Origin of the sequence: Paenibacillus sp. FSL R5-0378, assembly GCF_038009285.1 — a bacterium.
GTDB classification, from domain to species: domain Bacteria; phylum Bacillota; class Bacilli; order Paenibacillales; family Paenibacillaceae; genus Paenibacillus_AQ; species Paenibacillus_AQ favisporus.
In genome coordinates, this window is sequence record NZ_JBBPAY010000001.1 from 1,517,501 (window position 1) to 1,534,973 (window position 17,473).

Sequence of the window (17,473 nt, forward strand, 5' to 3'; positions counted from 1 at the left end):
TCGAAGGACAACAGGTTGAAATTCCTGTACCACCGTAAACCGTTATGAGTGATGGGGTGACGCAGGAGGGTAGTGACGCGAGCTGATGGATGCTCGTCCAAGCAGTGAGGCTGGTGTGTAGGCAAATCCGCACACTTTAAGGCTGGGCTGTGACGGGGAGGGAAAATTATAGTACCGAAGGTCATGATCTCACACTGCCAAGAAAAGCCTCTAACCAGGTGAAGGTGCCCGTACCGCAAACCGACACAGGTAGGCGAGAAGAGAATTCTAAGGCGCGCGGAAGAACTCTCGTTAAGGAACTCGGCAAAATGACCCCGTAACTTCGGGAGAAGGGGTGCCCCGGTAGTGTGAATAGCACGAGGGGGCCGCAGTGAAAAGGCCCAAGCGACTGTTTAGCAAAAACACAGGTCTGTGCGAAGCCGCAAGGCGAAGTATACGGGCTGACGCCTGCCCGGTGCTGGAAGGTTAAGGGGAGCGGTTAGGGGTTTACCCCGAAGCTGTGAACCGAAGCCCCAGTAAACGGCGGCCGTAACTATAACGGTCCTAAGGTAGCGAAATTCCTTGTCAGGTAAATTCTGACCCGCACGAATGGCGTAACGACTTGGGCGCTGTCTCAACGAGAGATCCGGTGAAATTTTAATACCTGTGAAGATGCAGGTTACCCGCGACAAGACGGAAAGACCCCATGGAGCTTTACTGCAGCTTGATATTGGATTTGGGTACGATCTGTACAGGATAGGTGGGAGCCTTTGAAACCTGAGCGCCAGCTTGGGTGGAGGCGCCGTTGGGATACCACCCTGATCGTATCTAGGTTCTAACCTGGTACCGTAATCCGGTATGGGGACAGTGTCAGGTGGGCAGTTTGACTGGGGCGGTCGCCTCCTAAAGAGTAACGGAGGCGCCCCAAGGTTCCCTCAGAATGGTTGGAAATCATTCGAAGAGTGCAAAGGCAGAAGGGAGCTTGACTGCGAGACCTACAAGTCGAGCAGGGACGAAAGTCGGGCTTAGTGATCCGGTGGTACCGCATGGAAGGGCCATCGCTCAACGGATAAAAGCTACCCTGGGGATAACAGGCTTATCTCCCCCAAGAGTCCACATCGACGGGGAGGTTTGGCACCTCGATGTCGGCTCATCGCATCCTGGGGCTGAAGTAGGTCCCAAGGGTTGGGCTGTTCGCCCATTAAAGCGGTACGCGAGCTGGGTTCAGAACGTCGTGAGACAGTTCGGTCCCTATCTGTCGTGGGCGTAGGAAATTTGAGAGGAGCTGTCCTTAGTACGAGAGGACCGGGATGGACGTACCGCTGGTGCACCAGTTGTTCCGCCAGGAGCATGGCTGGGTAGCTACGTACGGACGGGATAAGCGCTGAAAGCATCTAAGCGTGAAGCCCCCCTCAAGATGAGATTTCCCAGTATGTAAGACCCCTTGTAGACGACGAGGTAGATAGGTTGGAGGTGGAAGTGCAGCAATGCATGGAGCTGACCAATACTAATCGGTCGAGGGCTTATCCTAAAAGCTTTCTGAAAGAAAGCTTGCTACGGAAGCATATGCTTATTAATTCGCAGATTCGTTTCGTATCTAGTTTTCAAGTGATCAAAACACTTGAACGTTTGGTGGCGATAGCGGAGGGGTTCCACGCGTACCCATCCCGAACACGACCGTTAAGCCCTCCAGCGCCGATGGTACTTGGACCGAAGGGTCCTGGGAGAGTAGGACGTTGCCAAGCGGTATATTCCCTGATAGCTCAGTTGGTAGAGCACTCGACTGTTAATCGAGTTGTCACAGGTTCGAGTCCTGTTCGGGGAGCCATTTGCTCTCATAGCTCAGTAGGTAGAGTGCATCCATGGTAAGGATGAGGTCACCGGTTCGATCCCGGTTGAGAGCTCCATATTTTGTGGCCCGTTGGTCAAGGGGTTAAGACACCTCCCTTTCACGGAGGTAACATGGGTTCGAATCCCATACGGGTCACTTTCTTGTTTTGTTCCACATAAGGTTCGTCGGATATACTTTCGTTGGGACAAGCTTTGCTGCCTTTAAACGAAGGAAAGATCCGGACGGGTCATCGTGTGTTTTAATGGATACATAGTTTGCATGGAGGCTTAGCTCAGCTGGGAGAGCATCTGCCTTACAAGCAGAGGGTCGGGGGTTCGATCCCCTCAGCCTCCACCATTTATGATATGAAATACTTAAAATTGGGCAGACTATAGTTATTCGTAACTTTGGGGATTAGCCAAGCGGTAAGGCAACGGACTTTGACTCCGTCATGCATAGGTTCGAATCCTATATCCCCAGCCAGTGAGAGCCATTAGCTCAGTTGGTAGAGCACCTGACTTTTAATCAGGGTGTCGAAGGTTCGAGTCCTTCATGGCTCACCAGTTTTATTTACAGGTTTTGCGCGTGTGGCGGAATTGGCAGACGCACTAGACTTAGGATCTAGCGTCTTTGACGTGGGGGTTCAAGTCCCTCCACGCGCACCACTTTGTTTAATGCGGACGTGGCTCAGCGGTAGAGCATCGCCTTGCCAAGGCGAGGGTCGCGGGTTCGATTCCCGTCGTCCGCTCCATATGCGCCCTTAGCTCAGCTGGATAGAGCGTTTGACTACGAATCAAAAGGTCAGGAGTTCGAATCTCTTAGGGCGCGCCATTTAACTGTTTTACAATAGATATCGGGATGTAGCTCAGCTTGGTAGAGCACCTGGTTTGGGACCAGGGGGTCGCATGTTCGAATCGTGTCATCCCGATACGCATGCACAGCTTCGTGCAAGTCATGATTGTTTCAAGGCTTGCACGGAGATCTGCGGGTGTAGTTCAATGGTAGAACTTCAGCCTTCCAAGCTGATAGCGTGGGTTCGATTCCCATCACCCGCTCCATACATAAAACATAACGCCGAAAGGCGTTTTTTTGTTTAGAGCGGTTGTGTGGGAGAGAACCTACGCAGCGTGGGTACGACCGTCCGTACCGTCTTCAATGAAGGAACCCGCTCAGGACGCGCGTCAACATCTACCTCTGCGGCGGGCCGAAGGTCCGCTTATTTAATCGAGATGTTGAGTATTCCCATCACCCGCTCCATACATAAAACATAACGCCGAAAGGCGTTTTTTTATTTTGAGCGGTTGTGTGGGAGAGAACCTACGCAGCGTGGGTGCGACCGTCCGTGCAGCTTCAGTGAAGGAACCCGCTCAGGACGCGCGTCAACATCTACCTCTGTGGCGGGCCGAAGGCACGCTTATTTAATCGAGATGTTGAGTATTCCCATCACCCGCTCCATACATAAAACATAACGCCGAAAGGCGTTTTTTTGTTTGGAGCGGTTGTGTGGGAGAAAACCTACGCAGCGTGGGTACGACCGTCCGTGCCGGCGTCACTGAAGGAACCCGCTCAGGACGCGCGTCAAGATCTAACCTCAATGGCGGGCCGAAGGTCCGCTTTTTAATTTGAGATGCCTTGAAAGGGCTGTTAAGGGCTGTTATGCACGATTACAAGGTAGCTCTCTGAGGGGTTTACCTGATTGCCTCTAAAAACGCCTTATTTGCCCCTCTAACCCTTTTAAATGGAGGGTTAATAACTACATAATTGCATTCTTAAAATCTATATTATGCCTAGCTAAGCAAGCTAAAACACAATCTAATATTGGGTATGCCCATGATTCCTTTATATGTGTTCCATGTTGATTAATGAACTCCCCGTTATGTTAACAAGAGAGCATAGTTAAATCAGCTGCTGTAACGAAAAAGGTCCACTGACATCTTCCGTTAAATCAAACCAATGTTAAATATTAACGAGATGATTTGTTTAATGAGTTAACTTATGTGGTAAATAGTGGTTGAATCATCTGGGCTATGCATAAATAAACTCAATGCGGTATTTTATTTAGAATGAAAACCGCTGTATTATCCACAACATCTGTTAAACTATATGTCAGGAATTAGGCATGACTGAATGAAAATACATATTTTACATCGTGTTTTTGCGCGAAAATCTGCGCTTTATTTAATAAAAGTGCAGATTTTCGATGTGATTTATTGTATGATGTTAAGAAAGTATGAACAAAGAGAAAGCAATACAGACGGGATAGAGACGGGAGGAGTAGCATGACTGAACTTACGGTAACCGCGAACAAAAGCAATTCAAACAACTTGCTGCGGCGTGACGTGCGATTCTTGGGGAACATACTCGGAGAAGTGCTTGTCCATCAAGGGGGCAATGAACTCTTAGATATCGTTGAGAAGATCCGTGAAACAAGCAAATCTTTACGTTCTGTTTTTTTGCCTGAATTGTATGAAGAATTCAAAAAGATGGTTGAAACCCTTGAGCCGGATATTCGCCATCAGGTGATTCGCGCCTTTGCGATTTACTTCCAGCTTGTGAATATCGCCGAGCAAAATCATCGAATCCGTAGAAAACGGGACTATGAGCGCTCAGCTGGAGAAAGCGTTCAGCCCGATTCGATCGAGATGGCCATCAAGGAACTGAAAGAGCGGAACTTTACGGTCGAAGAAGTTCAGGACATTATTGAGAGCCTGTCCTTGGAACTGGTAATGACCGCCCATCCGACGGAAGCCATGCGCAGAGCGATTCTGGATATTCATAAACGGATTTCCGAAGATGTCATGCTGCTGGACAATCCGACTCTTACGTTCCGCGAGCGCGAACAGCTTCGGGAGAAGCTGCTGAACGAAGTCATTACGCTGTGGCAGACGGATGAGCTTAGAGCCCGTAAGCCTACGGTACTGGATGAGGTCCGTAACGGAATGTATTACTTCCATGAGACGCTGTTCCACGTTCTGCCTGACGTCTATCAGGAATTGGAACGCTGCTTGACCAAGTATTATCCGGGACACCTCTGGCACGTGCCTACGTACCTGAAATTCGGCTCATGGATCGGCGGCGACCGTGACGGTAACCCATCTGTGACGGCCGAGATCACTTCACAGACGCTTCGTATGCAGCGCAAGCTGGCTATTCGGGAATATCAGCGCATTTTAGTTGAATATATGCAGTATTTGAGCTTCAGCACTTCCATAGTAGAAGTTTCCAAGGAACTTCAGGATTCCATTGAACGGGACCGTGCAAATGTAACCGTTACAAAAAGGGATATTTGGAACAATGCGAAGGAACCATACCGTATCAAACTGGTTTACATGATGGAGAAAATCGCGAACGTTCTGGACGACAGTAAAAAAGGAACAGCCGAGTCCTACGCTTCGCCAGCGGAGTTTATTGAAGACCTGAGCATTATTGACCGCAGTCTTCGCTTCCATTTTGCGGACTATGTAGCAGATACTTATATCAAGAAGCTGATTCGTCAGGTGGAGCTGTTTGGGTTCCATACGGCGGCGCTGGATATCCGTCAGCACAGCCAGGAACATGAGAATGCGATGAAAGAGGTCCTGGAGAAGAGCAACATTACGCCGGACTATGCTGCGCTTTCCGAAGAGGAGAAGATTGAGCTGCTCACGAAGCTGCTGAGCGAGCCGAGACCGATCTCGTCGGTATATCAGGACTACAGCCCAAGTACTAAAGAGTGCCTGGATGTATTCCGGGTAGTCAAGGAAGCACAGCAGGATTACGGCAAGGATTGCATTACCAGCTACCTGATCAGTATGGCTGAAGGAGCCAGTGACATCATGGAAGTCATGGTCTTCGCCAAAGAAGTCGGGCTGTTCCGGCAACTTCCGGACGGTACCGTAGAATGTACATTGCAGGCGGTTCCGTTGTTCGAGACCATAGAGGACCTGCACGCCGCTCCGGAAATTATGAGACGGCTTTTCAAACTGCCGATTTATCGTCAGAGCATTACGGCCCGGAACGACCTTCAGGAAATTATGCTGGGTTACTCCGACAGCAACAAGGACGGCGGTGCGGTTACAGCCAACTGGGAACTGCGGGTTGCTCTGAAAGAGCTGACGGCTGTCGCCAGCGAGTTCGGCATCAAGCTGAAATTTTTCCACGGACGCGGCGGATCATTGGGTCGCGGCGGCATGCCGCTGAACCGCAGCATTCTGGCGCAGCCGGCTTCTACCATCGGCGGAGGCATCAAGATCACCGAGCAGGGTGAGGTCATTTCCTCGCGCTATTCGCTGAAGGGCATTGCTTACCGCAGTTTGGAACAGGCAACATCGGCTCTGGTGACGGCAGCAATCAACGCACGTTCGCCGGAAGAGGATGACGTAAACGAAGCCCAATGGGATGAAATCGTGCGCGAGATGTCCGAGGTTTCCCGGAATAAGTACCAGGATCTGATCTTCCGTGATCCGGATTTCCTGGCATTCTTCAAGGAATCCACGCCGCTTCCTGAAGTCGGAGAGCTGAACATCGGTTCGCGTCCTTCCAAGCGGAAGAATACCGACCGTTTTGAAGATCTGCGCGCCATTCCGTGGGTGTTCTCGTGGACCCAAAGCCGCTACCTGCTTCCTGCATGGTACGCCGCGGGTACAGGCCTTCAGAGCTTCTATCAGAACAAGGAAGAGAATCTGAAGGTGATGCAGGAGATGTACGAAAAGTTCTCCTTCTTCACTTCATTGATCGATTCCCTTCAAATGGCGATCGCCAAGGCGGATATGGTCATTGCCAAGGAATACGCCGGCATGGCCCGCAACGATGAGGCACGCCGCCGTATCTTCGGACTGATTGAGGAAGAGTTCAAGCTGACATCAGAGCTGATTTTGAAAATTACAGGACAAAAAGAAATTCTGGATAATGTGCCTGTCATTCAGGAATCGATCCGCCTCCGCAATCCTTATGTGGATCCGCTCAGCTATTTGCAGGTACAGCTGCTCAGCGAGCTCCGCGGACTGCGCGAACAGGATGAGGATAATGCAGAATTGCTGCGTGAGGTTCTGCTCACGATCAACGGCATTGCCTCGGGACTCCGGAACACAGGCTGATGATACGATTACTTCAATAAGCATCCCTGAAGCCAGAATAGGAAAGCTCAGTGCCTGAACCCCAGGTGCTGCGGCTTTCCTATTGTTCTGTTATACGGCTTGTCTTGCTTTTTAGAGAGACTTCATTTACGATTTGAATGGAAAAATAAATTGTTGTCGTACCCATCAGCAAGTCTGGGGGAATCTTGATGGAAAATATAGAAAACCGGCTGACAAAACTGGCTCTGAAAGGAGACCAGCGGGCGTTTGCCGAAATTGTGGAACTGTACAAGGACAAAATTTATCATTTGGCTTACAGGATGCTGAACAACCGCCACGAAGCGGAGGACGTCGTTCAGGAGACTTTTTTACGCGTATATAAAAATTTGGACAGGTATGACCAGAATCAGAAATTCTCCACATGGATTTACCGCATCGGAACCAATCTATGCATCGACCGGCTGAGGAAAAGGAAACCGACCTATTCCCTTGATGCTGAGATGAACGACCAGGAAGGAATGGACGGGTATTCGATGATTCCAAGCGATAACCGGACGCCTGAGAGCGAGACGCTGATCTCGGAGACGCAGCAGATCATTTACGAAGCGATCGAGAGCCTTCCGGCGAAGTATAAGTCGGTCATGGTCCTCCGGTATTTGCAGGATTTGTCCTTGCAGGAAATCAGCGATGTGCTGGGAATGCCCGTAACAACGATTAAAACGAGGGTGCACCGGGGTCGCGAATTTTTGCGCAAAAAATTAGAGCCCAAATTATAGAAAACGAGCTTCGGTTTTGAAACTTCTTCAGAACCTGTACGTATTACAAATGAAACTGACCTGTGCCCCTGAACCGGGGAGATTGAATACATTCATATTAATGAAAGGATTGGCTCAGAATGGATTGCAAATTAGCCGTCTCTTTAATGCATGATTATTTAGATGACGACTTGTCCAAGGAGCAGCAGTTGGAGCTTAAGACCCATATGCTGTCCTGCCCTGACTGTCGGATGCAGTTTAAAGAGCTGGAACAGACGGATATGCTGATGTACTCGCTGACGCATCATACGCCGTCTGCATCTCTTGAGCTGACTGAGCGGATCATGAATTCTCTCCCGAAGCAGAAGAAGCAGCAGCTATGGCTTACATGGGTCAAGAGACATCCGGCCATTACAGCCGCGGCTATATTTGTCTTAGTGATGCTGTTTAGTACCGTGAGCTTCTGGGATCAGGATACCCAACTGGTGGTTAAAGGCAGTGATCTGGATCAAGTTGTCATTGAAGGGAACACGGTCATCGTGCCTGAAGGCAAGAGTATTGCGGGCAATTTGACGGTAGAAAATGGAAAGACTCAGATCTATGGTGACGTCCAAGGTAATTTGACGGTCATCGATGGATCGCTGTACCAAGCCTCAACCGCCCATATTTCGGGTCAGGTGAAGAGCATTGATCAGGCGATGGACTGGATATGGTATAAAATCACAAACATGTTCTCTGATGTCGCCTATCGTTAGTAAATCTTGATATTTGTGGATATTGGCGCCTCTTTGGGACAAAGCGGGCGTCTTTTTTGTTGGCAATATTTATAAATGATTCCAATTTGAAACCGCGGCCGCTTGCAACCTGAAGGTGTACGTTATAACCTAGGTAATATAGGGGAAATTAAATGACATAGAGACCCATCATCATGAAGGGGAGTATGGGGGCCTAAGTATGAGTTATTTTGCGGACTTAACGTGGAAAGAGTCCATTAAAGATATCATTGACATCGCCATCGTTACATATATCATTTATCAGGTCATTTTGCTTGTCAGGGGGACCCGGGCGGTTCAGCTGTTGAAAGGGATTTTGTTCCTGGTCATCATCTGGGCGCTCAGTACATGGTTTGATCTGTACACCCTTAAATGGCTTATGAACCAGATATTTAACTTTGGCATTTTGGCGATCTTTATCATCTTCCAACCGGAGCTTCGGAGGGCGCTGGAGCAGTTGGGGCGGGGCAAGCTGTTTGGCCGCTCATCGGCGGAAGATGAACAGCTCAATAAGCTGATCGGCGAAGTCATTAAGGCCGTGAACTATTTGGCGCGCAGAAAGATCGGAGCGTTAATCGTATTTGAACGGGAGACAGGTCTCAATGAATATACGGAGTCCGGGATTCCTATGCAGTCCATGGTGAGCTCCCAGCTGCTCATTAACATTTTTATACCGAATACACCTCTCCATGACGGTGCCGTGATCATTCAGAACCAGCAGATCGCCGCTGCCGCCTGCTATTTGCCGCTGTCCGAGAATCCTTTTATCAGCAAGGAGCTGGGCACCCGGCACCGGGCGGCCATCGGGATCAGTGAAGTAGGGGATGCGGTGTCCATCGTCGTATCGGAGGAAACCGGACAAATATCGTTGGCCATTAACGGTCAGGTCGTTCGTGATATTAAAGAAGAATCCTTAATATCGAAACTGTATGAAGAGCTCCGTCCAAATTCCTCTGCGAAAGAAAAACGTCCTGTTTTCTGGAAGCGGAAGGGGAATGATAATCATGAATAAGTGGATCAATAACAACAATATTTCGAAAGTGCTGGCGCTTGCCGTAAGTATTTTGCTCTGGAGCATGGTTCATTTGAACGATGTGACGCCTACGCCTACCGCTAAAATTGATTCACGGATCATTGATAATGTGAAGGTACAGGCTTTTGGACTGGATGAGAAGAAGTATATTCTGAGCGCCATGGACACGGATCAGGTTCAGCTTGAGGTCAAAGGAAAAAAGTCGGACCTGCTCTCGATGTACTCGGAAGATTATAAAGTAAGGCTGGACCTGAGCAAAGCCAAAGTAGGCACCAGCACGCTGCCGCTGACCGTAGACGTTCCTTCGGGAATTGAGGTGGTCAACGTTCAGCCGTCAACCGTGACTGTCAATATTGAAAAGAGGGATACATCGTCTTTCCCGGTATCGATCGTGACGAGCGGGGAGCCGGCAGCCGGTTATCAGATGGGCAGCATTACGATGGAACCGGCTACAGTGTCTGTTACGCTGCCTGAAAGCGACCTGAAAAGGGTCGATAAGATTCAAGGATCGGTATCCATTGATGGCGAAGACGCAACGATTAAGGAAAAGCGGGTGAAGCTGACCGCGTTGGACAAGCAGGGGAAGGAAATTGAGGGGGCGGTAATTGAGCCGTCAACCATCTCCGTGGTCGTTCCGATTACGCCGCCATACAAAGAGGTGCCGATCGAACTGCACTATTCCGGCCAACTGCCTGACGGCCTCGTGATTTCCAAGGCTCAGCCAAGCGTGACTACCGTGAAGCTGTACGGTTCTCAAGATGCGCTTGCGGGAATAAAGTCCTATAATGACGTCGATGTGGATTTGGGGCAGATCAAGGAAGCGGGAACAATGGTACTTCCTGTGGACTTGACGCCGCCGCAGGGTTTTGAGAAAATCGAGCCGAGCTCTATGGAGGTTGAAATCACCACGGTGTCCAACTCTCAGCGGGTGATTGACGACATTCCGATTAAGATCAGCGGGGCCGGCTCTGACGTGCAGGCCGCGATCAAGAGCCCGGCAAGCGGCACCATGTCGCTTAAGCTGAGCGGCGCTCCTGGACTGCTGAACAGCCTGACAAAGGATGACATTCAGCTCATCGCCAGCGTTGGTAACCTGAAGCCCGGTACGCATCAGGTGAACCTGCAGGTGGTCCTCCCACGCTATGTTTCGCGGGTGGATCAGGGAAATGCGCTAACGGCGACCATAGAGATCAAGGATAATGCTGCAGCAACGTCGACCCAGCCGGACTCGAAGCCTGAAGATAACAGCAAGGGAACGACCGACAACGGCAATAAGGGAACAGGCGGCAATTCAGGGTCTGAGACGGATTCGACGAACGTAGATGAGACAGACAACAATGGAACGGCGGGTGACACCACGCCGCCGGAAGGGCAGGAGCCACAGACAGATACCGGCTCACCCTGATCTGAACGAACTCATATAGTAACTAGAGATGCACTCAAAAAGGAGATCAATTATGGGGAAATATTTTGGAACTGATGGAGTACGCGGTGTTGCCAATAAAGAACTGACGGCCGAAATGGCTTACAGCATTGGACGCTGCGGCGGTTATGTGTTGACCGGGGACGTGGAGAAACCTACGGTTGTCATTGGAATGGATACCCGGATTTCGGGAGTTATGTTGGAATCGGCACTGGTTGCGGGTCTGCTGTCCATCGGGGCGCATGTTATCCGTGTAGGTGTTGTATCTACGCCAGCGGTGGCGTATATTACACGGTTGTTAAAGGCGGACGCCGGCGTTATGATTTCGGCTTCCCACAATCCGGTCGAAGATAACGGTATTAAGTTCTTCGGCGGGGATGGCTTCAAGCTGTCCGACGAGACCGAACTGAAAATCGAAGAGCTGATGGACGCAGCCGAAGATACGCTTCCGCGTCCGATTGGCAAGGATCTGGGCAATGTTATTGTCGATAATGAATCGAAATATAAATATTTGGAGTATTTGAAAACGACGATTTCCCACAGCTTTGACGGGCTGAAGATCGTACTCGACTGTGCCAACGGCGCCGCTTACGAGCTGGCTCCTAAGCTGTTTGAGGAGCTCGGGGCAGAGGTGGTTACGATCGGCACCGAGCCGAACGGGTTGAACATCAACGACCACTGCGGATCCACCCACCCGGAAAAGCTGAGAGAAGAAGTGCTGAAAGCCAAAGCTGACCTGGGTCTTGCCTTTGATGGAGACGCGGACCGTTTGATCGCGATTGACGATCAGGGCGAGGAAGTCGACGGCGATTTCATCCTCTGTATCTGCGGTGACGCTATGAACAAGCAGGGTAAGCTGAACAACGGCACGATCGTATCGACCGTCATGAGCAACATCGGTTTTTATAAGGCGACCGAGAAGCTGGAGCTGAAAACGGCCAAAACGGCTGTCGGTGACCGCTATGTGATGGAGGAAATGCGTAAAGGCGGCTATAACTTAGGCGGAGAGCAGTCCGGCCACGTTATTTTCCTGGACTACAATACGACCGGTGACGGCATTCTGACCGCGATCCAGCTGGTGGATACGATCCAGGCTTCGGGCAAGAAGCTGAGCGAGCTGAGAACGATGATGCGCAAGTACCCTCAGGTGTTGGTAAACGTACGGGTAGAGGACAAGAGCAAGTATGAAGGCAATGCAGCTATTAAGGATGCTATTCAAGCCGTTGAGGGGATCCTTGGGGATAACGGCCGGGTACTGGTTCGTCCTTCAGGCACGGAATCGCTGATCCGCGTCATGGCTGAAGGTCCTAATAAGGAGGACCTGGATCAGTATGTCTCCCAAATCGTCGATGTGGTGAAACGGGAACTAGTATAGCAGGTAAATGTTGGTTTTTTCTATAAAATAAAGCATAAATGCCATAGGCCGGTGAGACTAGAATTGCGGTTTCATCGGCTTTTTTACAGGGTATATAACGGGGACTCCGATTTGGGGCTATCAGCCCGATTGCAAAACGGAGATGACATGAATATAATTAGTAAATGTCATTACGAAACAGAAAGCGAGGGTCGTGAGGTTAGCAACAATAGCGCCAGAACTTGAGCTTGCGCGGGGAAGAATCTGAAGGAGCACGACGCTTCGGATTCACGGCAGCATCAAGTTGACGAGGTGGAGGTGTTCGAAATGTTCGGCGGGGACCTCCCGGTGATACACCACAGCCGTAAACTCGAAACGGAAAATGAACGGGCGACCGTTCACACAACGTTTCCAGTGGGTGTTAGAAAATAGTGATCATTTTTCATGAGTGTGCGGGCAAGCGCATAAGAGATGCGGCGATGCTAGGATGTACATTCGTGAATGCACCTTGTATAACTGAATACAATGTTCGTTTTCCTGTACATTCTGGCACCATGCTGCACCTTTATGCTCCCGTACGCTTCTAAAACCCAATTTGAAGAAGTGAACGGAGGATATTAACTATGTGTGGTATTGTCGGATATATTGGTAAAAAGGATACGCAAGCGGTATTGATCGAGGGTCTGAAGAAGCTGGAGTACCGCGGGTACGATTCTGCGGGTATTGCCGTGTTCACCAACCAGGGATTGCAAATTGCCAAGGCGCAAGGCCGTTTGGCCAATCTGGAGTCCAAGCTGGAAGGGACACCGCTGGTGGGAAGTGCCGGCATCGGGCATACGCGCTGGGCTACTCATGGCAAGCCATCGGACGTGAACTCTCATCCGCATACGGACAACAGTCATAAATTTTCGGTCGTGCATAACGGCATTGTCGAAAATTATCTGGAGCTGAAGGATGAGCTGATCAGCCAGGGACATCATTTCGTGTCGGAAACTGATACGGAAGTGATTTCCCATCTGATTGCCCGCGAATACGACGGCGATATTGTCAAAGCGGTTCAGAAGGCCATCGGTTATATGCGCGGCGCCTTTGCCCTCGGTGTATTGACCGAGTACGAACCGGATAAACTCGTGGCTGTGCGTCAAGCAAGCCCGCTGATTATCGGGATTGGCGAAGGAGAGAACTTCATCGGATCGGATATTCCGGCAATTCTTCAATATACGCGTAAAGTATATATTTTGAATGACGGTGAGATGGCCGTATTGACGCAGGATTCTGTCGAATTGATGACCATTGAGGGGAATTTTATTTCTCGGGAAATGATTCATGTCGACTGGGATGCAGTGACGGCGGAAAAAGGCGGCTTTGAGCACTTCATGCTGAAAGAAATCCACGAGCAGCCGAAAGCTTATCGCGACACGATGCGCGGACGGATCGACGAGTCGGGTAAAAAGGTAGTTCTGCCAGAGCTGAAGCTGACGGCCGATCAGATCAAAAATATCCGCAACATTCAAATCATTGCCTGCGGTACAGCATACCATGCAGGTCTCGTGGGACGCAGCGCGATTGAATCGCTGGTACGCATTCCGGTAGAGACGGACGTAGCGTCGGAATACCGTTACCGCTCTCCAATCGTAACGCCGGAAACGCTGGTCATCGTTGTCAGCCAATCCGGTGAAACGGCGGATACGCTCGCTGCGATGCGTGAAGCCAAAGCGAACGGAGCACACGTACTTGCCATCACCAACGTGGTGGGCAGCTCGATCGCCCGTGACGCCGACGACGTTATCGTGACGCTGGCCGGTCCGGAAATTGCCGTAGCGTCCACTAAGGCGTATACGTCGCAGCTGATCGCATTCTATCTGCTGGCGCTGTACCTCGCCGAGGTTCGCGGCACGCAGACGCCGGAAGCGGTGGCTCAGATCGTAGCCGCTATGCAGGCTCTGCCGGAGCAGGTGGAAAGCATGCTGGCCAAGCCGGATGCCATTAAAGCCTATGCAGAGCATATTTCGAAGCATGAGCACTTATTCTTTATTGGTCGCGGACTGGACTACGCGGTAGCGCAGGAAGGTTCGCTGAAATTGAAAGAAATCTCTTACATTCACTCTGAAGCGTACGCTGCGGGTGAACTGAAGCACGGTACGCTGGCGCTGATCGAGGAAGGCATCCCGGTTATTGCCCTGGCAACCCAGGAAGCCGTTCTGGAGAAAACGGTCAGCAACATCAAGGAAGTGAATGCACGCGGCGCGGACATCATGGCGATTACCCATGAAGAAAATGTCGCAGGTTTGCTGAAGTCGGTTGACCAGGCGTTTGCGATTCCGAAGACGCTGCCGCTGCTGACGCCGGCTCTGTCGGTTGTGCCGCTGCAGCTGCTGTCCTACTACGCATCGCTTGCTAGAGGCAACGACGTCGACAAGCCGCGGAATTTGGCGAAAAGCGTAACGGTGGAGTAAGGGGAGTAAAAGGATTGTCGACAACACGACCGACAATTTCTGTCTGGTGACATTAAAGTGAGTGCTAGACATTATTGTTGAGCCGTTACACCAGTATTTTTGCAATAGAGTTGGTGTCCCGACATCTTAAGATTATAGCTGAACAAAGCAAAGTTAATGGCTTCGTCCCTCGTTGGGGGCGAAGCCATTAGTTGTTTTAGAGAGCGGACAACTCGCTATAGACAGGCTGATTTAAGCTCAAGGTCCAAGAGCGCCGATTTGGTGTAGCTTTTGTGCTGTGGCCAACAAAGTAATAAAAGTAACGGAATGATATTGGTTGTAACTTCTTAACTAAGTACAAAGGAGCCCGGAGTATTAAACTGGGCTCCTTTGTTGTTTCAAGGAAATCAAGGATATAAAGTAAAAAACACTGTGTTTCGGAGGCTATCTCAGGGCCTATGTTACCTCTCAAGGGGCTTTTAACGCTTTCGAAGGAAACGGTGTGCCATTGACACCAAATGATCCTCTTAAGAGCCCTAAACTGCGCTTACGGCCAGCCTAAGATTTTATTATACCTTTCGGGGTTCCCCGGCCACCAACCCTAAAATCTAGTAACCTTCACCTGAAATGTAGCGGATATATTACATGATAGTTTCCTTCATATAATGTTTATTACAGAGAAGTTCAGCAATTATCACGATCACGCTCATGACCACCAGCGGATGAGCACTTCATACGGTAAGCAATAAGTAAGAGTACTGATCAGCAAGGATGGTGTCCGGAAAATCGCCAGGTTAAGAAACCGAAGAACAAATTAACAAAGGGGGGATACATTGTGGAATTACGTCAGCTTGAATATTTTATTCAAGTTTGCAAATCTGGAAGTTTGACCAAAGCTAAAGAAGAATTAGGTGTGACTCAGCCTACACTAAGTCAGCAAATTCGGGTTTTGGAAGATGAGTATAATATTCAATTGTTCGATCGGGTAAGTAGAGGAGTTGAGGTAACGGAAGCGGGAAAAATTCTTTTGAATAAGGGCAACGCCATTATGAATCTGCTTGAAGAAGCGCGAAATGAAATCGTTGGCAGAATCAACAAATCCAGAGAAACCATTTCTATTGGATGTTGTCCTGCTGAACTTGAATATCTTGCTCCTTACTTCATGAGATTTCATCAAAAGTACCCGAATATTTTATTAAAAATTATCGATGCAGAGGATGTCGAAAATAAGGTTTTGGAGCAAAGGGTGGACATTGGGATCACTGCATATCCAGTTTCGGATACTTCGCTCATTTCGACTCATTTGTATAGACAAGAAATGGCGCTATTGATTCACTCCGAACATGCTTTGGCTAATAAATCTTCGATTCCTTTTCGATTTTTGAAGCAAATGAACTCGATCATGTTCCGAGAACAAAACAAATCATTGCTTGATATGTATTGTTTCTCAAGTGGGTTTGCCTTGAAGTCGAGCATAGAAACGTCCTCCACTTCAGTATTGATTCACTGGGTTCGTCATGGACTTGGAGCAGCTATTATACCCATATCTTTGCTTGAGAGCCTCAGGGATGATTCTTTGCGTATTGTCAAATTAGAAGGCCATATACCTCGTTGGGATATATCTCTTGTATATCTTCATTCCGTTACGATGAGGCCCATGGCACGTCTATTCATTCAAGAGATGGATTCCTATGTAAGAGAGGTTGAGGTGAATCTTCCATGTTCAGGCAATTAGAATGTTTCATTCAAATCTGCAAAGCAGGAAGCTTTACTAAGGCTGCAGAAGTGTTAATGATTTCTCAACCTACTTTAAGCCAACAAATCCGCTTTTTAGAGGTAGAAGTTGGAACCCCTTTGTTTCAGAGAGTTGGCAGAGGCGTAAAGATTACAGCTGACGGGGAAATACTTTACGAGAAAGCTCTTTCCGTCATGAGGCTCATTGAAGAATCGAAGAAAGAAACTCATGAGTTACGCTATGCTCGGGCAAATCAACTTTCGATAGGCATTTCTCCAGTGGACTTTAATGGTTTAATCCCCCGTTTTTTGAAATTCCATGAACAGTATCCTGACATTACATTAAAATTTGCCAGTACAGAAAATACATCACAGCAATTATTGAATCGTCGTATCGATATTGGCATTGCCGACAAATATGATCCAAACAAAGAAATTCATGCGATGCACCTGTATAAAGAAGAACAAGCATTGGTCGTTTATGCGGATCATCCATGGGCAGATCGAACCTTTATTTCTTTTCAAGAGCTAGAAAATTTAGAATCTTCCTTATTTGTTGGCGATAAAAGTTTAATCGAGCATCTTCATACATTCAGCGAGAAAATGAACAAATATTTACAATCGAAATTTGAGTCCACTTCGACGGCTATTCTTCTTTCTATGGTACTGCAAAAGTTGGGGGTAGCTATTTTGCCTGTTTCATTAATTGAAACATTTTCTGGGCAGCATCTGAAAATGATTCGTTTCGTAGATCTAACGCCTGTACGTGAGATGAAGCTTATTTTTAAAAAGGATCATCACCATAATCCTTCTGTTCAGAAATGTATCGATTTTTTTCTGGAATCATAGATAAGGGAACTACAACATCATAGCTAATGAATGCGAGCCTAGACGAAGGAATATTTCCTGTCTTGCTCGCTTATTCGCGTTAGTCGGTATAGAAAATATCCCAAATATAGTAACCCTGCTTATCAGGTTAGACTCTTTCCTTTACCTGCTATAACCTTTATACTAGCAATACATTAAGGATTCTGAACGGAAATTGTCTGTTTTTGTGGAAATATATTAAATGATGGGATATTAAAGGCCGAAGGGGAATTTT

9 protein-coding genes, 11 tRNA genes and 2 rRNA genes (1 of these 22 only partly in view) are annotated in these 17,473 nt (G+C 48.8%); all 22 read left to right on the forward strand.

Annotation, left to right across the window (positions count from 1 at the left end):
• Window positions 1-1,510, forward strand: a 23S ribosomal RNA gene (locus tag MKY74_RS06785) (it extends 1,420 nt beyond the left edge of the window).
• Between the two features lie 97 nt (window positions 1,511-1,607).
• Window positions 1,608-1,724 (forward strand): 5S ribosomal RNA (gene rrf, locus MKY74_RS06790).
• Window positions 1,725-1,731: 7 nt separating this feature from the next.
• Window positions 1,732-1,807, forward strand: a tRNA-Asn gene (locus tag MKY74_RS06795).
• Between the two features lie 3 nt (window positions 1,808-1,810).
• Window positions 1,811-1,886, forward strand: a tRNA-Thr gene (locus MKY74_RS06800).
• Window positions 1,887-1,894: 8 nt separating this feature from the next.
• A tRNA-Glu gene (locus MKY74_RS06805) sits at window positions 1,895-1,966 on the forward strand.
• 125 nt (window positions 1,967-2,091) lie between these two features.
• A tRNA-Val gene (locus MKY74_RS06810) sits at window positions 2,092-2,167 on the forward strand.
• Between the two features lie 51 nt (window positions 2,168-2,218).
• Window positions 2,219-2,293, forward strand: a tRNA-Gln gene (locus MKY74_RS06815).
• A 4-nt stretch (window positions 2,294-2,297) separates the two neighbouring features.
• Window positions 2,298-2,373, forward strand: a tRNA-Lys gene (locus MKY74_RS06820).
• 18 nt (window positions 2,374-2,391) lie between these two features.
• Window positions 2,392-2,475 (forward strand) — tRNA-Leu (locus MKY74_RS06825).
• Between the two features lie 11 nt (window positions 2,476-2,486).
• A tRNA-Gly gene (locus MKY74_RS06830) sits at window positions 2,487-2,561 on the forward strand.
• 3 nt (window positions 2,562-2,564) lie between these two features.
• Window positions 2,565-2,641, forward strand: a tRNA-Arg gene (locus tag MKY74_RS06835).
• 23 nt (window positions 2,642-2,664) lie between these two features.
• A tRNA-Pro gene (locus tag MKY74_RS06840) sits at window positions 2,665-2,738 on the forward strand.
• A gap of 56 nt (window positions 2,739-2,794) precedes the next feature.
• A tRNA-Gly gene (locus MKY74_RS06845) sits at window positions 2,795-2,868 on the forward strand.
• A 1,221-nt stretch (window positions 2,869-4,089) separates the two neighbouring features.
• Window positions 4,090-6,885 carry a phosphoenolpyruvate carboxylase gene (gene ppc / locus MKY74_RS06850; protein ID WP_076176258.1) on the forward strand — a complete coding sequence of 932 codons (2,796 nt, stop codon included), beginning with the start codon at window positions 4,090-4,092 and terminating at the stop codon, window positions 6,883-6,885.
• 188 nt (window positions 6,886-7,073) lie between these two features.
• Window positions 7,074-7,640: an RNA polymerase sigma factor SigW gene (sigW, locus tag MKY74_RS06855; protein WP_076176256.1), complete on the forward strand. Its 567-nt coding sequence runs from the start codon at window positions 7,074-7,076 to the stop codon at window positions 7,638-7,640.
• 119 nt (window positions 7,641-7,759) lie between these two features.
• Window positions 7,760-8,374 (forward strand): zf-HC2 domain-containing protein, encoded by a 615-nt coding sequence (locus MKY74_RS06860; protein WP_076176254.1) that lies wholly within the window; start codon window positions 7,760-7,762, stop codon window positions 8,372-8,374.
• Between the two features lie 199 nt (window positions 8,375-8,573).
• Window positions 8,574-9,404, forward strand: coding sequence for a diadenylate cyclase CdaA (cdaA, locus tag MKY74_RS06865; RefSeq protein WP_076176252.1), 831 nt, complete (start codon window positions 8,574-8,576; stop codon window positions 9,402-9,404).
• Window positions 9,397-10,830: a CdaR family protein gene (locus tag MKY74_RS06870; RefSeq protein WP_076176249.1), complete on the forward strand. Its 1,434-nt coding sequence runs from the start codon at window positions 9,397-9,399 to the stop codon at window positions 10,828-10,830. Before cdaA ends, MKY74_RS06870 begins: the two co-directional genes overlap by 8 nt.
• Before the next feature lie 52 nt (window positions 10,831-10,882).
• Complete coding sequence (gene glmM / locus MKY74_RS06875) at window positions 10,883-12,223, forward strand: phosphoglucosamine mutase (RefSeq protein ID WP_076176247.1); 1,341 nt, start codon at window positions 10,883-10,885, stop codon at window positions 12,221-12,223.
• Window positions 12,224-12,825: 602 nt separating this feature from the next.
• A complete protein-coding gene (gene glmS / locus MKY74_RS06880) occupies window positions 12,826-14,658 on the forward strand; it encodes a glutamine--fructose-6-phosphate transaminase (isomerizing) (protein ID WP_076176244.1) in 1,833 nt (610 codons plus the stop codon).
• Between the two features lie 814 nt (window positions 14,659-15,472).
• A complete protein-coding gene (locus MKY74_RS06885) occupies window positions 15,473-16,372 on the forward strand; it encodes a LysR family transcriptional regulator (RefSeq protein ID WP_076176242.1) in 900 nt (299 codons plus the stop codon).
• Entirely contained in the window at window positions 16,357-17,220 is an 864-nt protein-coding gene (locus MKY74_RS06890) for a LysR family transcriptional regulator (protein ID WP_076176240.1), read from the forward strand. Before MKY74_RS06885 ends, MKY74_RS06890 begins: the two co-directional genes overlap by 16 nt.
• Window positions 17,221-17,473 lie beyond the last annotated feature (253 nt).

Coding starts and splice junctions, on each gene's coding strand:
- ppc (WP_076176258.1), top strand. CDS start 4,090: ATGACTGAACTTACGGTAACCGCGAACAAAAGCAATTCAAACAACTTG.
- sigW (WP_076176256.1), top strand. CDS start 7,074: ATGGAAAATATAGAAAACCGGCTGACAAAACTGGCTCTGAAAGGAGAC.
- MKY74_RS06860 (WP_076176254.1), top strand. CDS start 7,760: ATGGATTGCAAATTAGCCGTCTCTTTAATGCATGATTATTTAGATGAC.
- cdaA (WP_076176252.1), top strand. CDS start 8,574: ATGAGTTATTTTGCGGACTTAACGTGGAAAGAGTCCATTAAAGATATC.
- MKY74_RS06870 (WP_076176249.1), top strand. CDS start 9,397: ATGAATAAGTGGATCAATAACAACAATATTTCGAAAGTGCTGGCGCTT.
- glmM (WP_076176247.1), top strand. CDS start 10,883: ATGGGGAAATATTTTGGAACTGATGGAGTACGCGGTGTTGCCAATAAA.
- glmS (WP_076176244.1), top strand. CDS start 12,826: ATGTGTGGTATTGTCGGATATATTGGTAAAAAGGATACGCAAGCGGTA.
- MKY74_RS06890 (WP_076176240.1), top strand. CDS start 16,357: ATGTTCAGGCAATTAGAATGTTTCATTCAAATCTGCAAAGCAGGAAGC.